Raw genomic sequence first — 20,936 nt, forward strand, 5'->3', positions numbered from 1 at the left:
ATGAGTGGCTGATGGCGCAGCGCAAACTCGTTGCGGAGGGCTCGGCGATTGCGAAGGCGCTGGACTACAGCCTGAAACGATGGGGCGCACTCACGCGCTATCTCGATGACGGGAATGTGCCGATCGACAACAACTGGGTCGAAAACCAGGTCCGTCCGTGGGCCGTCGGCCGGTCCAACTGGTTGTTCGCCGGATCACTGCGTGCGGGTCAGCGCTCGGCCGCCATCATGAGCTTGATCCGCTCGGCACAACTGAACGGGCTTGAGCCTCTCGCGTATCTGAAGGACGTGCTGACGCGCTTGCCAACCCACAAGGCCAACGACATCGACTCGCTGCTGCCGCATCGCTGGCAGCCACTCTCGGCCGCCGCCTAAACTCGCTCGTCAAGATGGGTTGGCCGGCCGCTTACATTAAACCTGAAAAAAAGTGTTCTTGGATTACAAAGCGCCTCGACACTCAACCGAGGGAACGGGCAGCAGCAGTACGCAGACGCGGTCTTGTACATCAAGAATGCTCTTCAACGGTATCTGCGTATGACAACGATACCGACGGTCAAGGATAACGGGCCTTGGACGGTCTTCTACTCGTGGCAATCGACTTTGCCGAATTCCACCAACAGAGGACTCGTGCTTACCTGCATCGACAAGGCAGTGGAGACTCTCAACGCTGAAATGAATGTCGAAGATTCGCTTCGGGTCGACAGTGATACAAACGGCCGACCAGGTTCTCCGAAGATCTTCGACACGATCCTTGAGAAGATTAAGCAATGTGATGTTTTCATCGCCGACGTGTCCTTGGTTGCAGAGAGGCAGGCGAACTCTAATGTCATGGTCGAACTTGGCTATGCACTTAATGCACTTGGACCCGACCGCATTGTCATGGTCTGCAACACTGCTTTTGGCAGCATTGGTGATCTCCCTTTTGATCTAGGTTTCAATCGAGTGATTCCATATTCGTGCACAAGGGAAGAGAAGGATAAGGCAGCCGTCCGAGCCGCATTGGTCTCGAAACTAAAGGCTGCGATCGACGGAATTTGTCGTCCGGTCAAATCAATATCGCACATGTTGCAGTCCGCATGCAGAGCTCAGGAGAACCGCATATCGCGACAACAGTGTTGCGGCATGGAACTAGACATGTTCCGTATCGGTATGGCGCGGCCCATGGCATTCAAGCGTCCGCTTCTCGGCCAAACGAATGTCCCAAATGGGTCGGAAGTCACACCTGCGCTGGTCATCAACGATGAAGTGTAGCCGTTGCGACGGCTACACAAGCGGGGATTTTGCGCGGCCGTCGTCGCAGTTCATAAAGGGATTGCCAAATGTCCAGATACAAGGGGACAGCTTTCAGCGCCCGGATGGTATGTTGATGGTCGTTCGGATTCGGACTTCCATCGCCTCTCCGAGCAACTCATGCACCGTTCCCCTTGATGCACGTGGTCTGAGGTCCGACGCGCGTCGAACAATATCCGCTCCAGTTTTCGATCATGGTCCGATCGAACGAAATCTGTTCTTCACCGCTGTCGGGCCAATAGCTCACGATGTATCCGCACTGCCTGCTGAGAAACAGCACGACCGGCTTGTAGGGACCCGATTTCTGTGGGGTTTGTTGCATCAGAATGGCATCGGGGCATGACGCGTGGACGGCGTCGAGGTGCCGCTTCGCAAGATCGTAGGCGGCTTCTGCGTCCGCGTGCTGCTGGGCCAACGCCTGCGCCCAGTGGATCGCTGCGTCTGCAGGTTTTGCATTGGAGAGGACTTGGCCGCTCACCACCGCCGTCAGCCACGTCTTTTGCCGTTCGTACCAATGCACCAGGCAGTCGCGATCGTGACAATATCGTTGACGATCGTTCCATTGCTGGCGCACATGCTGCTTGAACCCATCCTTGTCGACGCTCGCCGCTTGCGCTTGCGCGAAGAGGCTGGCGAGTTCGACATCCGACGCCGCCAGTTCTGCATCGCCACAGATGATGTGCTCCGCATCCACTGAGGCTTTGGTGCAATCAAAGCTCGTGGTGAAGGTCTGGGGCGACGCTGCAACCGGAAAGCTCGTCGAATCGTTCAAGTTGGACGATTTGCCCGGAATGTTGGCGAAATCGACTGGCGCCGCGGGGATCGTCGACGTCGTCGGAAGAATGGGCGGAACAGGCATGGATAGCGGCGCCGCGCTGACCTCGAAACGCTCCGCGCGCGATATCGCTTCCTGCGTGAGCGCCGCGCGATTCGCCTCCACTTCGGCGCGGATCGTTTCGAGCGTGTTGCCTCGATAGCGGAAGTCGGAACAGCGCGAGTTGTAGTCGCTCACTGCATCGTTGAACGGTTGCAGCGAGGGCTCCGAAGTCGACTCGATCCGGGTACGCCACACCTGAATGCGCAACTTCTCGGATAAGCAATAGCGAATCTGGGACGCCGACAAGACCAGTTCCCTCCCGGCCGGCGGCATGCTCTCCGAGGGAACCTGGCTAGGCTGGACCTCCGGTGCAGACGTCTTCTCGACGGGCACTGGCGTGTAGGCGGCAGGTGTCGAAGCCGACGATTCGAGCGTGCTGCCGGGATTCGATTCATTTTTCGAATTGGTCCCGAGCACGAAGATCGCCAACAAGATGATTAGGACGACCGGCACGATCAGCATCCAGAGCCCCGAACCCCGCTCCGGCTCCGCCGGCGTCGATGAAGACGGTTCGACGGTTGCCGCTGGCGGTGTATCGACCGTCGCAGCCTTTGCATCATCTGCCCGCGAAGCGGGTCGCGCGGCCACGGTCGCTTCGATGTCCGACACCATCGAGTTAAGCGCTGCAAATCCCTTTTTTGCCTCGGATTGGCTCATATTCCGTCAGCCCTTCAAATAATCGGTCAGCTTCGCAGCGCCCTTTTTAAAGGCTCCGCGAATGAGATGCTCGATCAGGTGCGTGTCCCAATCTTTGATGTACGATGCCGAGCCGTGCACTTTCTTGTCGTCACGTTTTCCGACCACGAACCGGCCATCGGCAGACCACACATGCACGTCGCTCCAGCGAAGCCGCAAAGGCGCGTTGTTACTCCAGAACTTGTGCTGCGGCAGCGTGATCGCGCCGTCCTCGACCGAGAAGCTACCGAAATGAAGCGTCTCGCCTTTCTCCAGTCGGTTGAGCATGTCGATCATCAGGCGGACGCAGACCGCGCGCCATAGAGCCTGGGTGAAGCCTGTGTACGTCGATTCTTTTCTCAAGTTGATGTTCTGCTCGCCTGCATCCTTGATCGACAAGGCGACGTGATAGTCGGTACCGGTCGGCACGCCGTTGACCGAACGGCGCACGCCTCCCCAGCGGACGCGCCGGATCGAATCGAGCGGAAATTGCCGCCCCTTCCAGGTGATGCCCTGCGAAGCCACGGCCAGCCGATCCCTGAACACGACGCCGACGTCCGCCTCGAACGCGATCTCCCGCTCCCACTCGGCATTTTGACGTTGCGTGTCCGTGGCGCTCTGACGCAGGCCTTTAATCGCCTTGGCGTCCTCGGCGAGCGTGTCGCCAAACTCGGGCAGATCGACGAACAGATTCCCGAGCAGACGTGTCATGCGGTCGGCGCAATCCAGCAGGCCGTGCTCATTGTTCAAGTCGACGCCCAGACTTCGCATCCGCGTCGCTACGTCCGTGCTTGACTGATGCGACATCCCACGCGATCGGGCGGAAACCTGAATCGGCTTCGCAACTGATACCCAGTTCCTCGCAACCTGCTCGATCCGGTCGAGCGTCGGATTCACAGCCGCCAGGCCACCGGACGCATCGGCGAGCGCCTTGCCGATCAGCGTACGCAGATTCGTTGCCTCGGCTTCGAGAAACTGTTGGGTTTCCGCTTCGTATGCATCGACCAGTTCGTCGAGCAACAAAGGCGCATGTCGCTCGCCGTCGCCGGTGGCACGCTCGACCGCCTGCGTGATGGCTTCAACGAGCGTATCGGCCTGCATGCCGTCGAGCATGTTCTTCAGCGCCGTACGATAGTCCTTGCGACGACGCGTCCAATCCTGCTCGACGGCGTCGGTTATCGGAACGTCCGGGAAACCTGCAAGCAGGCGGTCTTCGTTGATATCCCGCAGCACGTCTTCGAGGTCGACCGCCTCGACGGTATCGACGAATGCGCAGATAAACGATGCAATCGCGCTGACCGGCTCACTGCCCGTCTTTCGCTCGCACACGGCCGCCATGACATTGGCTTTTGGCAAGGGCGCGAGGCGTTCGTAGAGGTCGGCGCTGATCGTATTCGCTTCGAGCGCGTGCGTGATGTTCTCAGCCACGCGCGGCGAAACGCCGGGCAGCCATGCCAACTCGGCCGTCAGTCTGGACCGGGGATTGATGAGGTCGGCGCGCGCCTTCAGGCAGGCTTCGCTGTCGATATAGAGCGCACGCTCCTCGGCCATCTCGACGATTCGATGGCGGTTGTCTCGCGTCGAAAGTCCGAGCAAGCAGAACGGATTTTTCTGCAGCGCCGTCTCAGTCATTTTACTGTTCATTTGCATTTCAACTGTATGCAGCATGTCAACGGTTGTTCGAAAGACAGTGTTCCGAGTACCCGATTGCTCAAACAAAGCCGATGCGTCGTGCCGCTGGCGCGTCCTGGCGCGACGGCGTAGCCCGGAGCGCGCCCAGCAGATATTCCTGGGAGAGTTCATCGGCGCCGGAGCGCGCTGACAGTCGGGCGCCTTCGCGAACGACGAACGCAACATCGGACAGCGGCCGCCCTGCGAGCGCCTTTCCGAGTTCGTCGGCATCGACACTTGCGTCCTTCGGTAGACTGGCAAGGAGATGCTCCAGCAATGCACCGACCTCCTGCTCGTTCGGAAAGTCCACTGAAATCACATGATCGAAACGGCCGCGCCGCATGATTGCCGGGTCGATCATCTCGATCCGGTTCGTCATGCCAATGATCAGGACTTCGTTGCGCGTGGCTTCTGGAATGCGCCGCAGGAACTCGGCAACTTCTTCGACCCGGTGATGGCTTCCGCCGCCGCCATGTTCGCGATCAGCCAGAAACGCTTCCATCTCATCGATCACGAGGACCGACGGCGCGCTCTTGATCGCCAGTTCGAACATCTTCGACACCTTCCGGCTGGTTTCGTGGATGTAGGGGCTCGCCACTGTCGAGGCTTCGATGTGAAACGCGGGCCAGCCGAGATACTCGATTAGCCGCTCGACCGCGAAGGTCTTGCCGCAGCCGGGCGGTCCATGAAGGATCGTGGGCGCAGGAAATTCGATGCCCAATGCCTGATACCGCGCCCGGTTCTGCACGATGTCGATCACATGCTCGTGAAAAAACGACTCCAGCCCGGTGCGTCCGAACAGGCGAAAGACGTCAGCCGAGGCATGGCCGGCTGACAGCTTTGCGTGCGAGCCGGTGGTTGCCAACGCCGCGCCGTCCTGCTCGTTTTGCGCCATTTCGTCGATTTCGATGCCCGACGTGCGCACCACATCGCGCAGCCGGACGGCATCGATCCAAGTGAGCATGCGCTGCAACCGGCCGATCAACCGCGCCGACACCTGAACGCCACCAGTCAGCCAGGCGCCGAGCACCACGTCGTCGGTCACGGACGCCTGCGCGTCGTAGGTGGGAAGCAACCTGCCGAGCGTCTCGACATAAAGCGCGTCCTGCAACGCACTCGTGGCGTCGATCGAACGCGTTTCGCGCAGCGCGCTCGCGAACGCGAATGCCTCGCTCCTACCCGACGGCGAAGCAAAATCAGCCAAGGATTCGAGCCGCCTGCTTGGTCCGCACGAGACTTCATAGAAGGCCTGCGCGCCGAACTGGAAGCGCAACAGATCACCCGGTCGGGTCAGCCCGGCGGCGGCCCATTTGTCGTGCAACGCCTGCGTCACCAGCAAGGCACGGCCAGCGCCGCGCGTCGCGATGATCTGCCACGCATCGGCGCCATACAGCGGACGGCCGCACGAAGCACCGTCCGGTAGTTCGCAGCCCACCGGCAACCAGCTTTCGATCGTCACGGTCAGCCTACGAGAATGTTCGACGCGGCGATCATGTCGTCTTCGGCCGACGAGTAGATTCTGATCGCGTCCAGATTGCTGACGACCGAGCGCAACTTGTCGATCTCGTTGTTCTGCATCGCCTGTTGTCCGGCACGGCACAATGCGAGATGCTCCTGTGCATCCGGGAACAGCGAGGCATCCTCGGAAAGCCATTTGAACCGGTCGATGACGAACCAGTCCTGCCGCCAGAGAATGGCGAAGTTCTTTGAGCGCATTTCGCTCAGATGCGACTCGAAGTCGCCGCCGTAACTTTCGATCGCGCGCTGTGCCGTTCTGGCCAGATTATCGAACGAGGTGATCTCGGCTGGACGGCCGAACTTACGCACGTGGGCATCGAAGAAACCGACGGTCTTGTCAAGTTCCATGCGCCGGATGACCTTGGCGTTCTCTTTGCGCACCTGCGCCATCAAACGCTTGGCTTCCTGCAAATCGTCCATGGCCTGTTTGGCAGATTCCGGATCACAGGAACCCCCTCGAACTTCTGCCGCTCGCGCGATGCGTTCGTGCGCACGCGACAGACGGGCGTCGTCTTCCACCAGCGACGAGAACTCGCGCAAACGGTCGTCGAGCCGGGCGGCCTCGTCTTCGATCCGGTGTGCGGCCTTCGTGAAGTCGATCTGGCCTTCAAGGCGCGAATAGAAGTTGCGGCCGCTGTTGAACGAGCCGCCAATCGACGGAACCGAAACCTCCAGCACGATCGCGCCCGAATCGTTGATCTCGTATTCGCAGATCAGTTCCGCGCCCTTGACGATCACGCCGGAATCGAAGTCCCGGGCTTCGATCGAGAACTTCCCGACGAAACGGTTATCCGTTACGGGATCCTCGATTTCGCCTTCCCACAGCTTGAAATTAATCGATCCCGTACCGCCCGCGCTCAATGTCTCGTCGGCCTTGAAAGCGACGGTGCCGCGCTTGGGCAACTGATCGCCTTCGCGAACCAGATACTCGAGCCCGACCCGTCCGCCGACCTTCTCACGCGCCTCGACGCCGATTGAATGTGATGCGGGAATCGCATCGATTTGCGCTGCCGTGCGGGCGATCACGATCCGGTCGCTGCTCAGCATCAACGGACCGCCCGCGGCGTCGAACACGAAGACCTTGAAGTGGTTTTCGCCCGGCTTGGCGAGCGGCACTTCGATTGTGGCGGCGTTTTTCAGTGCAACGCGACCCGAAGACCAGCCGGTGTCGAGACTATCGATCTGGAAGGCTGCGCCTTCCGTGATTGTTCCGCCGACCTTCGCAACGACTTTGGCCTTCGTGTCCGGCGTGCGCGCCTGGTAGTTGAACGTCAAGTCGAGCGCACCGCCCGCAGCCAGTGCGCCGCGCCCGCTCTTGCGGCCACGGTTCTGACTCGACCAGTCGATTGATTCTGCAAATACGGCCGCGCCTTCCGCTACGGCCGTCATCGGACGGACATCGGTGGAGGCGGCGATACCGAGTTCGAACGCCACCTTGTCGCGCAACGGCTTGTACTGCGTCGGGCCGCCCACGAACACCACGCGCCCGATGTCATGCGGGCTGACATTCGCCTTGCTCATCGCATCGCGGGCGGCCTGAATCGATTCCTCGATCCGGTCGGCGATCAACTCGTCGAAGCGCGCGCGAGTCAGCGGAATATCGAGATATATATCGTTGCCTGATTCGTCGCGCATACGCAATTCGCTGTCATCAAGCGAGATGATCGACTCTTCGTTTGACGATAGTTCGATCTTGGCGCGCTCGATCGCCCAACTCGCCATATGCCGCAACGTGGCATAACGGGGATCGGACGAGAAGTTCTCAGGCAGATCAAAATTGTCGAGCAGCCACGGCTTGGCGATGTTATCCAGAAGCAGCCGGTCAAAGTCCCGCCCGCCGCACATCGCGATGCCGCCGTGCGAAAGCAGACTCACGCGCCCGTTGATGCTCTCGGCAATAGCGATATCCAGCGTGCCGCCGCCCAGATCGTAGACGAGGAACATGCCGTCGCTCTTGCGCTGGCGCATCACGGTCATGACCGCGGCCACCGGCTCCTGCATGAGCGCCACCTTGCCGAGACCCGCCTCTTCCGCGGCGGCCATGGTGGCGTCCTTCTGCATCTGATTGAACGCGGCGGGAACGGTGATAACGGTTCCCGTGTCCGGATCGTTGCGAATGCCTTCCGGCAAATAGCCGTATAGGACGCGCAGGATCTCGGCTGAACAAGCCTCAGGCGTCATGGTCATATTGGCCGCGGCCAGATGGATCGGCGTGCTCGTGCCCATAAAACGCTTGAACAGGACCGCCCCGCTTTCCGGATTGCGAGCTGCGTTGTCGTAGGCGCGCTTGCCGACGTACTTGTTGTTCCGCCTGTCGACGAAGATGGCCGATGGCGTCACATCGTTCTGATCGGGACTTTTGTAGAGGCAGACGTCGGTGCCGTCGTAAGAACAGATCGCGCTGTTGGTGGTGCCCAAATCGATGCCGACGTAGTGTTTCATGCTTGCTCCGCCTTCATCAACATGACCGTTCCCCCGCGCACCAGGCCGTCGGGCCCCATGACGATCGGTTCGAGCATTTGTTCCACGACAAGAGTGTCTTCCGGACCGAAGTCGGCGAGATTCAATGCGGAGATGGCCATGCCGGGATCGTAAATCTGACCTTCGACGCTCACGATGTGCAAACCAAAGGGTTTGAGCCCATCATCGACTTTTTTTAGGAAGTAGCGGGCCTGATTGGTATATCGCGCCACTTCATTCAACTCAAGCCGTTCCGCGAGGCGATTGAACACGCGAACGAACCGCCAACCTTCGATTGATACATCGATCAACGCCTTCAATTCGGCGCTCTCCTTCACCGTTTCATGCGCTCCGATCATCCTTTCCTCCCAGTACATAATCTTTGCTTAAAAGCAGTTACAGACCGCCCTAGCGCCAGGCAGAGTGTCCGTTGTGCCTTGGTTTTGGTTCACAGCTGCCTCACTCATTTTTCAAAGGACTATCGGCATTTCGTCATGCTTCTTGAGTCGAAAACCGCTGTAGGAATAGCATTTGGGAGACACCTGCCCCCGTAGCCAGGCGATCTCCGGTTCGAACCCGCGCCAGTATGACGTCGCAATTTGTAAGAATGGAAGAAGCATTATGAAAGACGCGGCTTTAGTGTGCGTAACGCGCTCGAACCGCGATCGACAGGTCGCTTTAGTCCGCAAAGGGTTTCGAGAGGGCGTTGCCGAGTAGCGCGCGGGCGAAGAAAAAGTCACGTGAGCAAACGGTGGCTGGAGGGCGGCTACTATGCAAATTCCTATTTCGCGGCTACTTCTTTACTCGGCCCGAATATGCTCGGCGTCGATGGAGAAGTCGCCTCGCCGTTTGAACTCGTTCGCGACTGCGCGGGCTGCCGGCATCGAGTTGCATAAGCTGCCGCAGACACCGTCGGTAGGCCGCATAAAAACGCCGGTTGTGCCAAAAAAGAAGATCACTGTTGCTCCAGTTCCAGCTAGACGTGCCGCGAGTGAAAGTCAACCGTCTGGCTGGCTTTCTACTTCGAGCGTCGATTTGCGTTACGGTCCCACCGTCCCGGTAGTCGCTATGTCTCTTCAAGCCGTCTATTCGACCGACGGTTGCCGGACCCGGCAGGGAACTCGTTTTCTACCTCTCCCGAACCCGTTTGTGCCTGCGTCATCCAGCACGTGACAGCTCGTCTAGAACGTCAAGAGCTGGCACCTCGCCGCCGAGCTAATCGGTGGCTGGGACAGCCGGAAAGCGACCCTTGGAGATTCGACTCGCGGACGACTCTTGCGGGTCGTCAAGACTCATTCGCCGTTCGTGGAAGCCGATGTCGACTGCTACCCATCGCGAAAGACAGCGACACGTTGAACTGCAGCCGCACGGAGGAAGAATGGCGAGCGTTGGCTATGGTCGAACAGCTTCCCGAATTCCGCCTCTGGTCTGTCCGAGAACCAGTCCCTCGTCGGACCTGTGAGACACCGAAGCGGCCTCGAGAATGAAGCTCCACGTCGAGAGACCGCGCTCCAGTTCAACCCAGGTGCTTCGCCCAATGCTCCTCGCTAACAATCGCCAGCGCCGCCCCCGCGGACGCATGCGATACCGCTTTCTGAATCTTGGTGCCGTATGTCGAATGCAGCCAGTCGCGAGAGCCGATTTCCCCAATGACCAAATAGTGCAGCTTCTTTGTGATTCCGTCGGCGGGAATTCCGCCTCGCTCGTGGACTTGGCGGCGACACCAATCGCGCGTGCCCGAAAAGAATTTCCCGGTGAAGCAGAAGCTGCGATCTGCAAACACTACGGCAGGGGCAGGGCGCGTCAACGGAAGCATCGTCGAATCAGAGGCATCTCCCTGAGATGGCGCTTCATTGCCACCGACAGTCTGCAAGAGCAGTTCGAGCAACTCTCCTTCTTCACGCAGGTCGAGGACGCCGTCCGCCAGTGCTTCTGCGAGGCGCGGATAGATAACGTTGGCCGGCCATATGGCCGCCACCTCACGGTTGGCTTCCAACCACTGAAGCAGAAATTCGGCTTCGCCTTGAGAGACGACGCCGTCTGCCAATACCCCCTTGACGATACCAATCAGCTCATCGAGTTTCCGCTCTGCTACGGCTTGTCCTCGGAAAGCGCGAATCAGGGGCTGTCCGTCTCTATCTAACTGCGTGCTCATGTAGTCCCTTTTATTTCTTCGGGCAGGTATCGATGAAGACCTTACCGTGCCGCCTGGTCACGCCCACGCATCACAAAAAGGTCTGCCCGGTAGGAAAACAGCATGTCTCCAATGGAAAGCCGCGATCTTCGCGCTTTGGGAAAGCGATGAATCACGACGCGGAATCCAACGGTGTTCTCCCTGATTATTTTTTGTTGTCGCGGCGCTGCGTTTCCGGCTGTTCTATGTGCGAGTTCGCGCAACATTTATCTTTGATCGCAGCAGTGTATAGCAGTCTGGCTCTCAGTGTTCCTTCAAACGCGCGCGAACGCTAATTTGTAGCGACTTCATGCCTTTGTCAACATCCGCATTGAGTTTCGAGCGAAACCACAGGGCTTATGTTGTTTGCGAAGGAATTTAGACCATCTCCTCTAGGCGGCGTCTGACGAGCCGATAACATTTCATGCTCTCCTGACGTCATCCATGAAAAAGCATTCAGCATTCACAACTCAACTAAATTCCTCTCTCGCATCTGAAAAAGACGAGGCCGGAATAGAGAATAGTCGCTGAAGATTCGCCGAACATTTGGCTTACAAGGACGCGATTCAAGGGCTAACAAGCCTTCCTCCGAAAGAACGGCCGAAGGCCGCGACCACAGCTGATTGAACACTCTGTGCTCAGTGACCTTGGAGATTTAGTCCAAACGCTCCATCGAACCGTACACGTTCTGTGACGATCAGGTTATCGATCCTCCTGTCTTGGTCGTATCTTCGATAGTTGCGAATAGGCAAGTACGCGTCAAATTGGCTAAAGGGAAGGGCTGGCGAGATCATCTCAATAAATTGAGGTGCGTTTGCATAGAAGGTCGCCGTTCTGCTGATGCTGCATGCGACTGAACGCGACCACCGCTCACACTGAATACTGGCCTTGCGCGCTCGAACTAGATTGCATGACCCAACGGCGCAAAGTCACGGCGGCCAGCCATCTCAGCCCGAAGTCTCCCGCAACGCCTCAGGAGGTACGACAACCTTCACCCGCCCCGTCTTAACGTCATAAACCACCCCCGAGACGACGAGCTTATCGTCAAGATCCATATTCCCGCGAATCGCAGCGACATCAATCGCCACAGCCTCATACGGATCGGTGACAGCGAGTCCATCAAGCTTATCCACCTGTACATCGAGATGCTTCGCCAGCAAAGCGGGCGCATGCTTATAGCACCCGATGATCCCGCAATCCGTATGTTGTAGCAGCACAAGATTCCGCGCCCCATCGGGCCGACCTGCGGCCTTCGATACGACTCTCAGCACCGCGAGTGTCTCTAGCAGGTTCTTGTTGACCCGCCCACCGACGTTGCGAATGACAGCCGCCTCACCCTGCTTCAACCCAAGCACGTACGCAGGATCAACCCGAGGATCAACACAACCAACGACGATGGTCCCCGTCGAAGGCATCATCTTCAGCTCCGCTGCGAACTCGGCACCTACGAATTCAGCGTTCCGTTCCAGCATGACATCGTTGAAGTCCATCTTGTCTGCTCCTATAAGTGACTCAAATCACACTAAGCTCAAACAATCTCCGCCTCATCACCCATCGCAAACCCCGACCTTTCCACAACATGCAACTTCGGCTCCCGATCGATGACAAGCCCGAGCACATCCGGCCGACTGTAATGTCCTCGTGAATCCATCATCCGTTTGCGCTTATCGATCTGCCAGAAGTCCAGATCCGCGATGACTTCCCCTTCACCCTCCCTCAACGGCGCGCCCCCCAAATACTCTCCTTCAGGCGAAACAATCGCGGTAAAGCATCCGCTAGAAATCGGCCCGACTTGAGTCGTATTGGTATCGCGCAAGATCTGCTGTTGCTGCTCAGAAGTGAGCCATGCCGTAGCATTGACGACGAACGCCCCAGCCTCCAGCGCATGCTGCCGGATATTCACCGAAATCTGCTCCGAAAAAAGATCCCCAGCAAACGACCCCGGATACATGGCCGAATGGATCTCTTCCCCGTCGGCCATGAGCGCATAACGGGCGAGCGGGTTGTAGTGCTCCCAGCAGGCCAACTGCCCAACCCGCCCCACAGCCGTATCAACAGCCCGCAACCCGGACCCATCGCCCATTCCCCATACCATTCGTTCGTGATAAGTCGGCGAGAGTTTCCGACGCCGCTGCACGAGCGTGCCATCGGCATCAAACAGCAGTTGAGTGTTGTAGAGCGTTCCACCGTCGCGCTCATTGACGCCGATGGACACCACCATGCCCGCCTGCCGCGCCGCCTCACCGATGGCGCGCGTCATATCCGAAGGCACCGTCACCGCTTGCTCGAGCAGCTTGTAATGCTCCGCCCCCATCGCAAACGGCGATTCGATGAAAGAAAAGTACGGATAATAGGGAACGACAGTCTCAGGAAACGTCGCAAACTGAACGCCTTGTTTAGCGAGTTCCAGAATCTTCCTTATGACCTTATCAACGGTCCCTTCCCGGCTATAGAGAACAGGTGCGATCTGAACGGCGGCGGCCCGAATGATTTTCGACATGGCGGCGATCCTTGTTGCTGCGAAGCGGTGAGAGAAGTGCTTGTACCTTAGCGTCGCGAGCTATTACGATCCATGTCGTTGTTGCCACCTTTCATGACATCCCCACGCCCCAAAACCGCAAAACCGCAGAACCGCAGGATCAACCATGCACCGTGTTGGCTTCATAGTGCCGAAGAGATTCCAGATGATGAGCCTCGCCGCCCTGACGGTGTTCGAGGTCGCGAATCTGCCGCACGGAGGCCAGAGCTACGACGTCCACGTGTTGTCTGAACACGGTGGTCCTGTCGAGTCATCGGGCGGCATGAAGCTGGAGACTGAAGCGTTCGGCGATGCCGCGTTCGACACGGTCATCGTGGGCTCGATCACGGAGATGAGCATCCCGTCATCGGCTCCCGCCGTAGTGGCTTTCGTGCAAGAGGCAGCAAGAGCATCGAGACGGATCACATCGATATGCAGCGGCGCATTCGTCCTGGCCGAAGCCGGATTGCTGGACGGCAGGCGCGCCACCATGCACTGGGCGCATGCAGCAGAGTTCAGGGCACGGTTTCCAGACGTCATTACGCAGGAAGACCGGATCTTCATTAACGACGGCCCCATCTGGACGTCGGCCGGAATGACGGCGGGCATCGATCTCGCACTGGCATTGCTCGAAAACGACCTCGGTGCGGAGACCGCGAAGAGAGTGGCGCGACTCCTCGTCATGAATCAGCGTCGTCTCGGCGGGCAGATGCAGCACTCCGCGCTACTCGACATGACGCCCAAGTCCGACCGTATCGAACTGGTCCTCACGCACATTCGCCGCAACCTGCGCAATCCGCTCACCATCGAGGAACTGGCCGACGTGGCCAACCTCAGTCCTCGTCAGTTCAGCCGAGCCTTCGCTGCCGAGACGGGGCAATCACCGGCCAAAGCCGTGGAACAGCTTCGCCTGGAAGCAGCGCGATTCATGATCGAGCAAGGCCGGCACACGATCAACGTGGTGGCGCAGGAAACGGGTTTCGCGGACCGGGAAAGGATGCGCCGCGCGTTCCTTCGCACCTTTGGTGTGCCCGCAGACGTCCTGCGCAGAAGCGCCCGGCGGGAACCGGTCACAGACAGCTAGCGAGCGTTATCACATCAATGCGCCATGGCCGCACGAGAACCCTGTTCCCCCCGAACCAGCATCCATCCCATCCCGCGCACATTCCGAATGAGCGCACGCCCATACCGCTTGCGCATTGAGTGAATGAGCACGTCGAGCGCATTGCTCTCGACTTCCTTGCCCCACCCATAAATCCGCTCTTCCAGTTGCGAGCGCGAGAGAATCGCACCAGGCCGCTCAAACAACGCATGCATCAGCGCGAACTCCCGCGCCGACAGCAACGAAGCCGCCCCATCCCTCCACAGCGTCCGATGATCGAGATCGAGTCCGATCTGTTCATCGCCGATACGCGACGTCGCATATCCCGCCTGGCGCCGCAGAACAGCACGAATGCGGGCGAGCACTTCACGCACATCGAACGGCTTGATCACACAATCATCCGCGCCGCTATCGAGGCTGCGCACACGTGCATGCGGGTCACTTGACGTCGTGAAGGTCAGAACAGGCACCTTGTTACCCGCTTCACGAGAAGCACGCAGCAAATCAAGACCCCCGCCGCATTCGAGTCCAAGATCGAGCAGCACAAAAGCGTAATAAGCCGCATGAATCGCAAGACCGCCGGCGCGCGAATCGCGCACCCAGTCGACTTGATAATCCGCTTCCTTCAGCGCACGAAAAAGGCTTTGACCGACTTGCAGATCGTCTTCAATGAGTAACACGCGCATGATGTCCCTTCTTTCCTGGCGACGGTCCGTCGCAATCAATTCAAGGAGGCTGAACAGCATCCGTTCATTCGAGATCCGAACTATGGTGAACAGACGCTTCAGAAGATGAGCCCGGCGCCGCGTTTTATTGAGTGCGATCAGTCGAGCAAATGCAGTGTAGATCGATCATTTGTTCATGTCTGTCCTATCGAAACAGGACAGACATGCGAGGTGCATCAGCCGAGCAATGCCGTCAGCGCAACGAGTTCCCGCTGCGTCGCGATGCCAAGCTTGGCAAGCGCGCGTTGCTTGTACGTCACCACACTGGCCGGAGAGAGTTCGAGCATCGCGCCCACGGTCTTCGCGGTCTCACCGCTTCCGAGCAGCTTCGCGACACAGCGCTCGCGTTCCGATAAAGCCGTGTGCCACTTCACCGACACTTCCCGTGGCACGCGAGGCGTGGCGCATAGCCGTGTGTGAATGGAAACGAGCGAAGCGAGCAACTCAGTGAAGGCCCAGATGCGTGCCTTGTCCTGATCCGTGAAACAGCCCATTTCCTTCGAGCGATAGAGGCTGAGATAAGAGGTGTGCTCCACATCGGGAACGACGATGGACAACTTGTCCACCAGACCCGGCTCCACGAAGAAGCGTTCGAAATAAGCTTCATTGAAAGTGTATGCGGGCATCAGGGACCGCATCGCCGGCGTGCATGAGGCATCTCCGGAGACAGAGAATTCGCGCACCAGCGGATCTTCCCGATAGCATCCGCCGATATAGGCCTCTGTCAGTCGAGCGCCAACGCCCCTGCGGCGGCTCGCAAACGCCGCCATTTCCGCATGACGCGGCTTGACGTTCACCAGTGCGCAGTGATCGATCTCGACCAGTCCTTCAAGCGCACCAATCAAGCCGATGCCGAAGTCCTCGGTGCCAGCCGAGCGCACACAGTGAGTGAAGGGAAGAATGCCTGCACAGTCTCGCGGGTTCATAAGATTGCTCATAGCCTTGAAAACGATGCCGTAGGGATCGCGCTCGAGCACCATGAGCAGATAGTCGACTGAGCGCAGGTCGTCTATCACTGGAAATGCGCGGTGCGAGCACCGCATCACTCCGTCTGAACCAATTCTGTACCAACTAGAAGCTTACTAACCGCCATATGTCCACTTGAATACCAGTGGTTCAGTGGGCGCTATCTTAAGAACGCCAATCAGGCCAGTCTTGGCGCTCTGACCCAAGAAAAGCGACGATTTCAGCACAATTTCATGATTCGGTATTCGCACGATCGTGCAACTGGTCATGGAGATGTCGCATCGCAGCAATTCAATCCGAACGTTCGGGACGGCTCGTCGTTTTTCGGCATGTGCGTGTCGCGGGCTGGATGGTTTCCGATCCCTCCGCGTGGCTGGCGCCCAACCCTCGAGGCAACCGTCACACCCATAACTTTGCGCTAACAGATGCGGCCTACATTCATGACTGGACGCTGGTTCTCACCTGAGAAAGCAGATTGATCCAATTCACCTCACTTTGGAGAAGCATCATGAATGCAACTGTGAATCTGACCAACGAGCAAGTCATCAACGACCTCATCGCGCCGCAGGAACAAGCGTTCACGCTGCCCGAAGGCATCGTCGCCGACGGCACGGACTTCGTTCCCACTGTCCAGTACCTGATGTGACCGCACGCGGGGCGCGCAGTCGCTACGACGTCATGTAGCGGCTCGCCGCCCCGCGATTCTTCCGTTCATGCGGACGCGTCGAGCGTTCGCCAGTCCGATGAAAACCACTCCCCGAATTCTCCTTGAACCGGACCTGTGCCAAGACCTCGTGCTGCCATCCTCCGGACGCAGCACCCTCATACGGACCGCCTTGCAGGAGAACATGAAAGACTCTCTGCAAAAGGTTCTGCCGCCGATTGCTCGTTTGCTGCCGGATTCGGCTGCCGGTCTTGAGGATGAAGTCGAAGGACTGGACACCGCGCGCCGCTTTTCTCCGCGTCTGTACTTCGACTACTTCACGCTGCTTCAAGGCATGGCGCAGTCGGACGGTCGTGCCGTCGCCGCGCGCTGTGCAGCCTTGCGCAGGTGTCTGCACATGCCTTACGCGGATCGCTTTGAAGTTCGCGAACGGATGGATGAAATCGCGCTGTCTTTCATGCGCGCTCACCGGACCGCGACGCTGTCCGAAGCAAGTCATCTCGCGATCGACGCTCAAGAATCCGTTACGTACCCCGGATACACCGACAGCATTCCCCGCTGGACAGCCGCATCGGCGCGCCGTCATCTCGCGACGCTGCAAATGGCGCTCGCCGCGAGCGAGCCTCATCTCGCGGACGAGCTCTCCAGTCTGGTTTCCGTCGTGCAGTTGATGCCGCAGTCGTTTTCCGCCGAAGCCGCATCGAGTCTTGCGGCGTTCGGTACGGTCCTCGTGCGGCCGCCGATGGATTCGCCCGAGAAGTCCACGCAGTTCTTCTACTTCGATCGCATTGTTCACGAGTCAGCGCATATCTATCTGAACATGCTCATGACTTTCGATCCGCTGCTGACGAATGGAGCGGCGCTTGCCGAGTCGCCTGCACGACAGACGCTGCGGCCCTTGAAGGGCGTTCTGCATGCGCATTTCGTGTTCTTCCGTCTGCTGCATGCCTATCGGCACGCGCCGGATGCTATTCGCAACACCGAGGCGCCCTGTCCGTCGCGTGCCGAGATGGATCGCATGAGCCTGTCCGCGCTGCCGCTGTCCTTTGCTGCACGAGAGGCGATCTATCTCGACAAGTTCATTCAGGGAGACTCGATCCTCCGGTCATCGGCGGCATTCACGCCGTGCGGCCAGCGCTTTTTCGATGCAATGACGGAGACCCTGTGTCATGTGTGATTCTCCATTGCGCGTGCTCGAGCAACGTCTCGTCGAACGCCTGAGCCAGTTGAAGCCGTATCCCGACACGCTGCTGGAGATGGGATGCGGCGAAGGCCGTACGCTGCTTGCCCTGAAGCACGGGCACAACATCCACGTCAGTGGCGTGGACGTTCACGAGCCTTCACTGTCTGCCCTGAAGCACGCCGGCGTCGATGCACGAGCGTGCGACATGCGCAGCCTCCCATTCGAAGACAACACCTTCGACTGGGTGCTGATCGCCAACTCGCTGCACCACATTGCCAATCCGACGGACGCCATCCGGGAAGGCGCGCGCGTGGCCCGCTACGGTCTTGTCATTTGCGAGCCATGGCTCGACCAGACGATCGCCTCGCAGCGCACGACTTACACACTATGCGAGTGGTCGAACTCACTGCTGCAAAGCTTTGGCTTCTTTCATCGCGCCGGTCTTTCCGCTGGCGAGATTCTGGAATCGATCGACTTCGCCGCAGCGTCCGCCGAAGTGCATCAGGAACTGCACATTGCACGCTGGAACGTGCAGCAATGGCTGGCGGATCTCGAGCCCTGGATCGACAAGCTGTCCCACGATCATTACCTGCGCTGGCGCCTCAATCAATTGCTCAGGACCTTGCCCGTGAGCGCGGCGACCGAAGCCGGCCAGACGATCGTCGTCATCAGGAAGGCCCCCGCGCGCGCAGACTCCTTATCTTCCTAGAGGCACTTTCCGTGAAACTTCAAAGGCAGGTCATTGTTATCGTCGGTGCGGACCGCAAGGGTTTCTATATCGGGCCGACGTTGCATGGGCGTGGTTATCAATGCGTGCATGTGAGAACAGGTCCGATGGCAGCAGACGCCGCTTCAGCGTGCCCCGACTGGTGCAGCCGCGAGATCCAGCTGACGTCGCACGATGACGCGGCAATCCTCCAACTCGTCTCCGAGCTGAAGCCCTATCAGGTCAAGGCTATCGTCGTGGCGGGGGACAGCGGCGTCATTCCTGCGAACAAGCTGGCGCAGTTCTTCGACGTTCCGTGCAATCCTGCCGGAAGTGCACGCCTGCATCGTCACAAGTACCACATGGTCGAGGCGCTGCGCCTCAATGGTGTTCCGTGCGCGGCGCAATTTCATTCGCATGATCTCGACGCCATCCTGACATGGTATGAAACGTCCGGCTTCAGGCGCGTGGTCATGAAGCCCGCGCTCGGCGCGTACTCGGATGGCGTCGGCATCTGCGAAAGCAAGGCCGAGATTGCCGCGATCTTCGAGCGCAATATCGGCCGCCTGAATGTGGTGGGCGAGACCAAGGATGAATATGTCATCCAGGAATATCTCGAGGGCCGCCACTTCGTCGTGAATACCGTGTCGGTAGCAGGGCGGCACTTCGTGACGGATATCTGGCATGAAGTGAACCATCACCGGGGCACGCAGATCATCGACGAATACGCGGACTCGGTGCGCCGCGACGCCCCCGATTTTTCCGTTCTGTCGGCCTATGTGCACGACGTTCTCGATGCCTTGCAGATCCACAACGGCGCGGCTCACACCGAAGTCATGCTGACGGCAGACGGTCCTCGTCTGATCGAAACGGGTGCGAGGCTGGCGGGTGGCATCGACTACTCGGTCGTCGAGCAATGCCATGGCTATAGCCAGGTCTCGGTACTGGCGGACAGTGTGATCGCGCCTCATCTCTTCGAGGCGAGACAGGCGGCGTGCGTGACGGCGCCCGCGCGTCATGCCCGCTTCATCTACATGAATTCGCAGTTTGCCGGTACGGTGGCCGAACAGCCCCACCTCGCGCGCTTCCTGTCCGTGCCGGGCCTCATGAGCATCAAGCTGACATTCGCAAAGGGCGCAAGGCTCGAACGAACCGGGCAGACGTTCGGACATCCCGGTTACGCGATGCTCGTCGCGGATAGCCCGCAAGAACTGGCCCGCGACTACGCTCACTTCCGCGCGATGGAAACAAGCTTCTTTTGCGAAGCCACGAACGCCGGCGCAGACTCTGAATGGGAGCACGCAGCATGAACCACACTTTGTGGCTACGGGCCGAATACAGAACAAAGGAACGTCGGACCCCGCTGATTCCCGTTCATGCGGGCATTCTGGTCAAGAACGGTTTCACCGTATGCGTCGAATCATCGGAGAAACGCATCTATCCCGATTCCGCCTATTCGGACGTGGGATGCACGCTCGTCGAAAGCGGCAGCTGGCGTTTCTCCCATCGTGACACGCTGGTTCTCGGCCTCAAGGAATTGCCGGATGCAACGTTCCCGCTGCGGCATCGGCATATGTACTTCGCGCATGCCTTTGAACGGCAGCAGGGAGCGGCCAGTCTGCTCGCACGCTTCGAACGCGGCGGCGGCTTCCTGTACGACCTCGAACAGATCAAGGACAACTTCAGCGCGCAACTGGTCACGGGCGGCGCAGGTTATCTCGCCGGCATGGCCGCGGCAACGGCGTGCCTCGACATCTGGAAGCAAAAGCAAGGCGTTCGCGCCGGGCGCTACCATGTGCCGGAGCAATTCACGAGCGTGAATGAACTCGTGCGCTATGCACGAGCCCTTGTGCGCGATGATTTCCGCGCGCCGCGCACGCTGGTGATCGGACATCAGGGTAAATCCGGCAGCGGCGTGACGTGGCTGCTCGACGAACTCGGACTCGCGTACGATCGCTCACCGAAAATCACGCAGGATCATCCCGAACTTCGTGAGCGGGTTCACGACTACGAACTCGTCTTCAATTGCATCAAGCTGGCCGCCGATACGCCGCTGTTCCTCAACGATGCAATGATCGGCCCGCATACGAAGATCAGGTTGATCGGCGACGTGAGTTGTGAAGCAACGCATCCGCGCAATCCCATTCCGCTGTATTCGGCCCCGACGAGTTTTGCCGAGCCGGTCTGCCGCGCGAAGTCGGGCATCGAGATCATGGCCATCGATAACATTACCGCGATGCTGCCGGTGGAATGCAGTCAGATGCTGAGCGAGCAGATCTTTCCTTATCTTTGCTATTTCATGCTTGCAAGAGACGTGCACGACGCTTCGCCTTTTCAGCGCGTGGCCAAGGCATTCCACGCCGCCTGCATCGATGCGAGACGCACTGAATCGACCGCTGCCTGACGCAC

Annotated in this window: 18 protein-coding genes; 8 read left to right on the top strand and 10 right to left on the bottom strand. The window is 59.0% G+C overall.

The window, feature by feature from the left end; translation table 11 throughout:
* On the top strand, positions 1-374 hold a 374-nt coding region (locus tag QCE64_RS14770; protein ID WP_310004522.1), incomplete at its 5' end, for a transposase.
* Positions 375-497: 123 nt separating this feature from the next.
* Complete coding sequence (locus QCE64_RS14775) at positions 498-1,250, top strand: hypothetical protein (protein ID WP_310004523.1); 753 nt, start codon at positions 498-500, stop codon at positions 1,248-1,250.
* 157 nt (positions 1,251-1,407) lie between these two features.
* On the opposite strand, the gene QCE64_RS14780 is transcribed toward QCE64_RS14775, so the two are convergent.
* The 8 genes from QCE64_RS14780 to QCE64_RS14815 form a co-directional block, all read right to left on the bottom strand.
* Positions 1,408-2,823, bottom strand: a complete 1,416-nt coding sequence (locus QCE64_RS14780; RefSeq protein WP_310004524.1) for a hypothetical protein — start codon at positions 2,821-2,823, stop codon at positions 1,408-1,410.
* A 6-nt stretch (positions 2,824-2,829) separates the two neighbouring features.
* Positions 2,830-4,509 carry a hypothetical protein gene (locus QCE64_RS14785; protein ID WP_310004528.1) on the bottom strand — a complete coding sequence of 560 codons (1,680 nt, stop codon included), beginning with the start codon at positions 4,507-4,509 and terminating at the stop codon, positions 2,830-2,832.
* 43 nt (positions 4,510-4,552) lie between these two features.
* On the bottom strand, positions 4,553-5,971 hold the full coding sequence (locus QCE64_RS14790; RefSeq protein ID WP_310004530.1) for an ATP-binding protein: 1,419 nt from the start codon (positions 5,969-5,971) through the stop codon (positions 4,553-4,555).
* 2 nt (positions 5,972-5,973) lie between these two features.
* Complete coding sequence (locus QCE64_RS14795) at positions 5,974-8,448, bottom strand: Hsp70 family protein (protein WP_310004532.1); 2,475 nt, start codon at positions 8,446-8,448, stop codon at positions 5,974-5,976.
* Positions 8,449-8,468: 20 nt separating this feature from the next.
* Positions 8,469-8,849 carry a hypothetical protein gene (locus tag QCE64_RS14800; RefSeq protein ID WP_310004534.1) on the bottom strand — a complete coding sequence of 127 codons (381 nt, stop codon included), beginning with the start codon at positions 8,847-8,849 and terminating at the stop codon, positions 8,469-8,471.
* Positions 8,850-10,006: 1,157 nt separating this feature from the next.
* The gene (locus QCE64_RS14805; RefSeq protein WP_310004536.1) at positions 10,007-10,645 is read right to left on the bottom strand and encodes a BRCT domain-containing protein; all 639 of its coding nucleotides are present in this window, start codon (positions 10,643-10,645) and stop codon (positions 10,007-10,009) included.
* Between the two features lie 965 nt (positions 10,646-11,610).
* A complete protein-coding gene (locus QCE64_RS14810; RefSeq protein ID WP_310004538.1) occupies positions 11,611-12,153 on the bottom strand; it encodes a carbonic anhydrase in 543 nt (180 codons plus the stop codon).
* A gap of 38 nt (positions 12,154-12,191) precedes the next feature.
* A complete protein-coding gene (locus tag QCE64_RS14815; protein WP_310004539.1) occupies positions 12,192-13,163 on the bottom strand; it encodes a nitrilase-related carbon-nitrogen hydrolase in 972 nt (323 codons plus the stop codon).
* 145 nt (positions 13,164-13,308) lie between these two features.
* Here QCE64_RS14815 and QCE64_RS14820 point away from each other — a divergent pair, with 145 nt between their 5' ends.
* On the top strand, positions 13,309-14,265 hold the full coding sequence (locus tag QCE64_RS14820) for a GlxA family transcriptional regulator (protein ID WP_310004541.1): 957 nt from the start codon (positions 13,309-13,311) through the stop codon (positions 14,263-14,265).
* A gap of 14 nt (positions 14,266-14,279) precedes the next feature.
* On the opposite strand, the gene QCE64_RS14825 is transcribed toward QCE64_RS14820, so the two are convergent.
* A complete protein-coding gene (locus QCE64_RS14825) occupies positions 14,280-14,969 on the bottom strand; it encodes a response regulator transcription factor (RefSeq protein WP_309932836.1) in 690 nt (229 codons plus the stop codon).
* Positions 14,970-15,184: 215 nt separating this feature from the next.
* A complete protein-coding gene (locus QCE64_RS14830; RefSeq protein ID WP_310004543.1) occupies positions 15,185-16,024 on the bottom strand; it encodes a helix-turn-helix transcriptional regulator in 840 nt (279 codons plus the stop codon).
* Between the two features lie 458 nt (positions 16,025-16,482).
* Here QCE64_RS14830 and QCE64_RS14835 point away from each other — a divergent pair, with 458 nt between their 5' ends.
* The 5 genes from QCE64_RS14835 to QCE64_RS14855 all read left to right on the top strand — a co-directional run bounded on the left by QCE64_RS14835 (position 16,483) and on the right by QCE64_RS14855 (position 20,931).
* Complete coding sequence (locus QCE64_RS14835) at positions 16,483-16,620, top strand: hypothetical protein (protein WP_309815055.1); 138 nt, start codon at positions 16,483-16,485, stop codon at positions 16,618-16,620.
* Between the two features lie 202 nt (positions 16,621-16,822).
* Positions 16,823-17,815, top strand: coding sequence for an aKG-HExxH-type peptide beta-hydroxylase (locus QCE64_RS14840; protein WP_310004545.1), 993 nt, complete (start codon positions 16,823-16,825; stop codon positions 17,813-17,815).
* Positions 17,808-18,530, top strand: a complete 723-nt coding sequence (locus tag QCE64_RS14845; RefSeq protein WP_310004548.1) for a class I SAM-dependent methyltransferase — start codon at positions 17,808-17,810, stop codon at positions 18,528-18,530. The genes QCE64_RS14840 and QCE64_RS14845 overlap by 8 nt, the downstream gene beginning before the upstream one ends.
* A gap of 359 nt (positions 18,531-18,889) precedes the next feature.
* The gene (locus QCE64_RS14850; protein WP_310005782.1) at positions 18,890-19,837 is read left to right on the top strand and encodes an ATP-grasp domain-containing protein; all 948 of its coding nucleotides are present in this window, start codon (positions 18,890-18,892) and stop codon (positions 19,835-19,837) included.
* The gene (locus tag QCE64_RS14855) at positions 19,834-20,931 is read left to right on the top strand and encodes a hypothetical protein (protein WP_310004549.1); all 1,098 of its coding nucleotides are present in this window, start codon (positions 19,834-19,836) and stop codon (positions 20,929-20,931) included. Before QCE64_RS14850 ends, QCE64_RS14855 begins: the two co-directional genes overlap by 4 nt.
* Positions 20,932-20,936 lie beyond the last annotated feature (5 nt).

Origin of the sequence: Caballeronia sp. LZ043, assembly GCF_031451075.1 — a bacterium.
GTDB lineage: Bacteria > Pseudomonadota > Gammaproteobacteria > Burkholderiales > Burkholderiaceae > Caballeronia.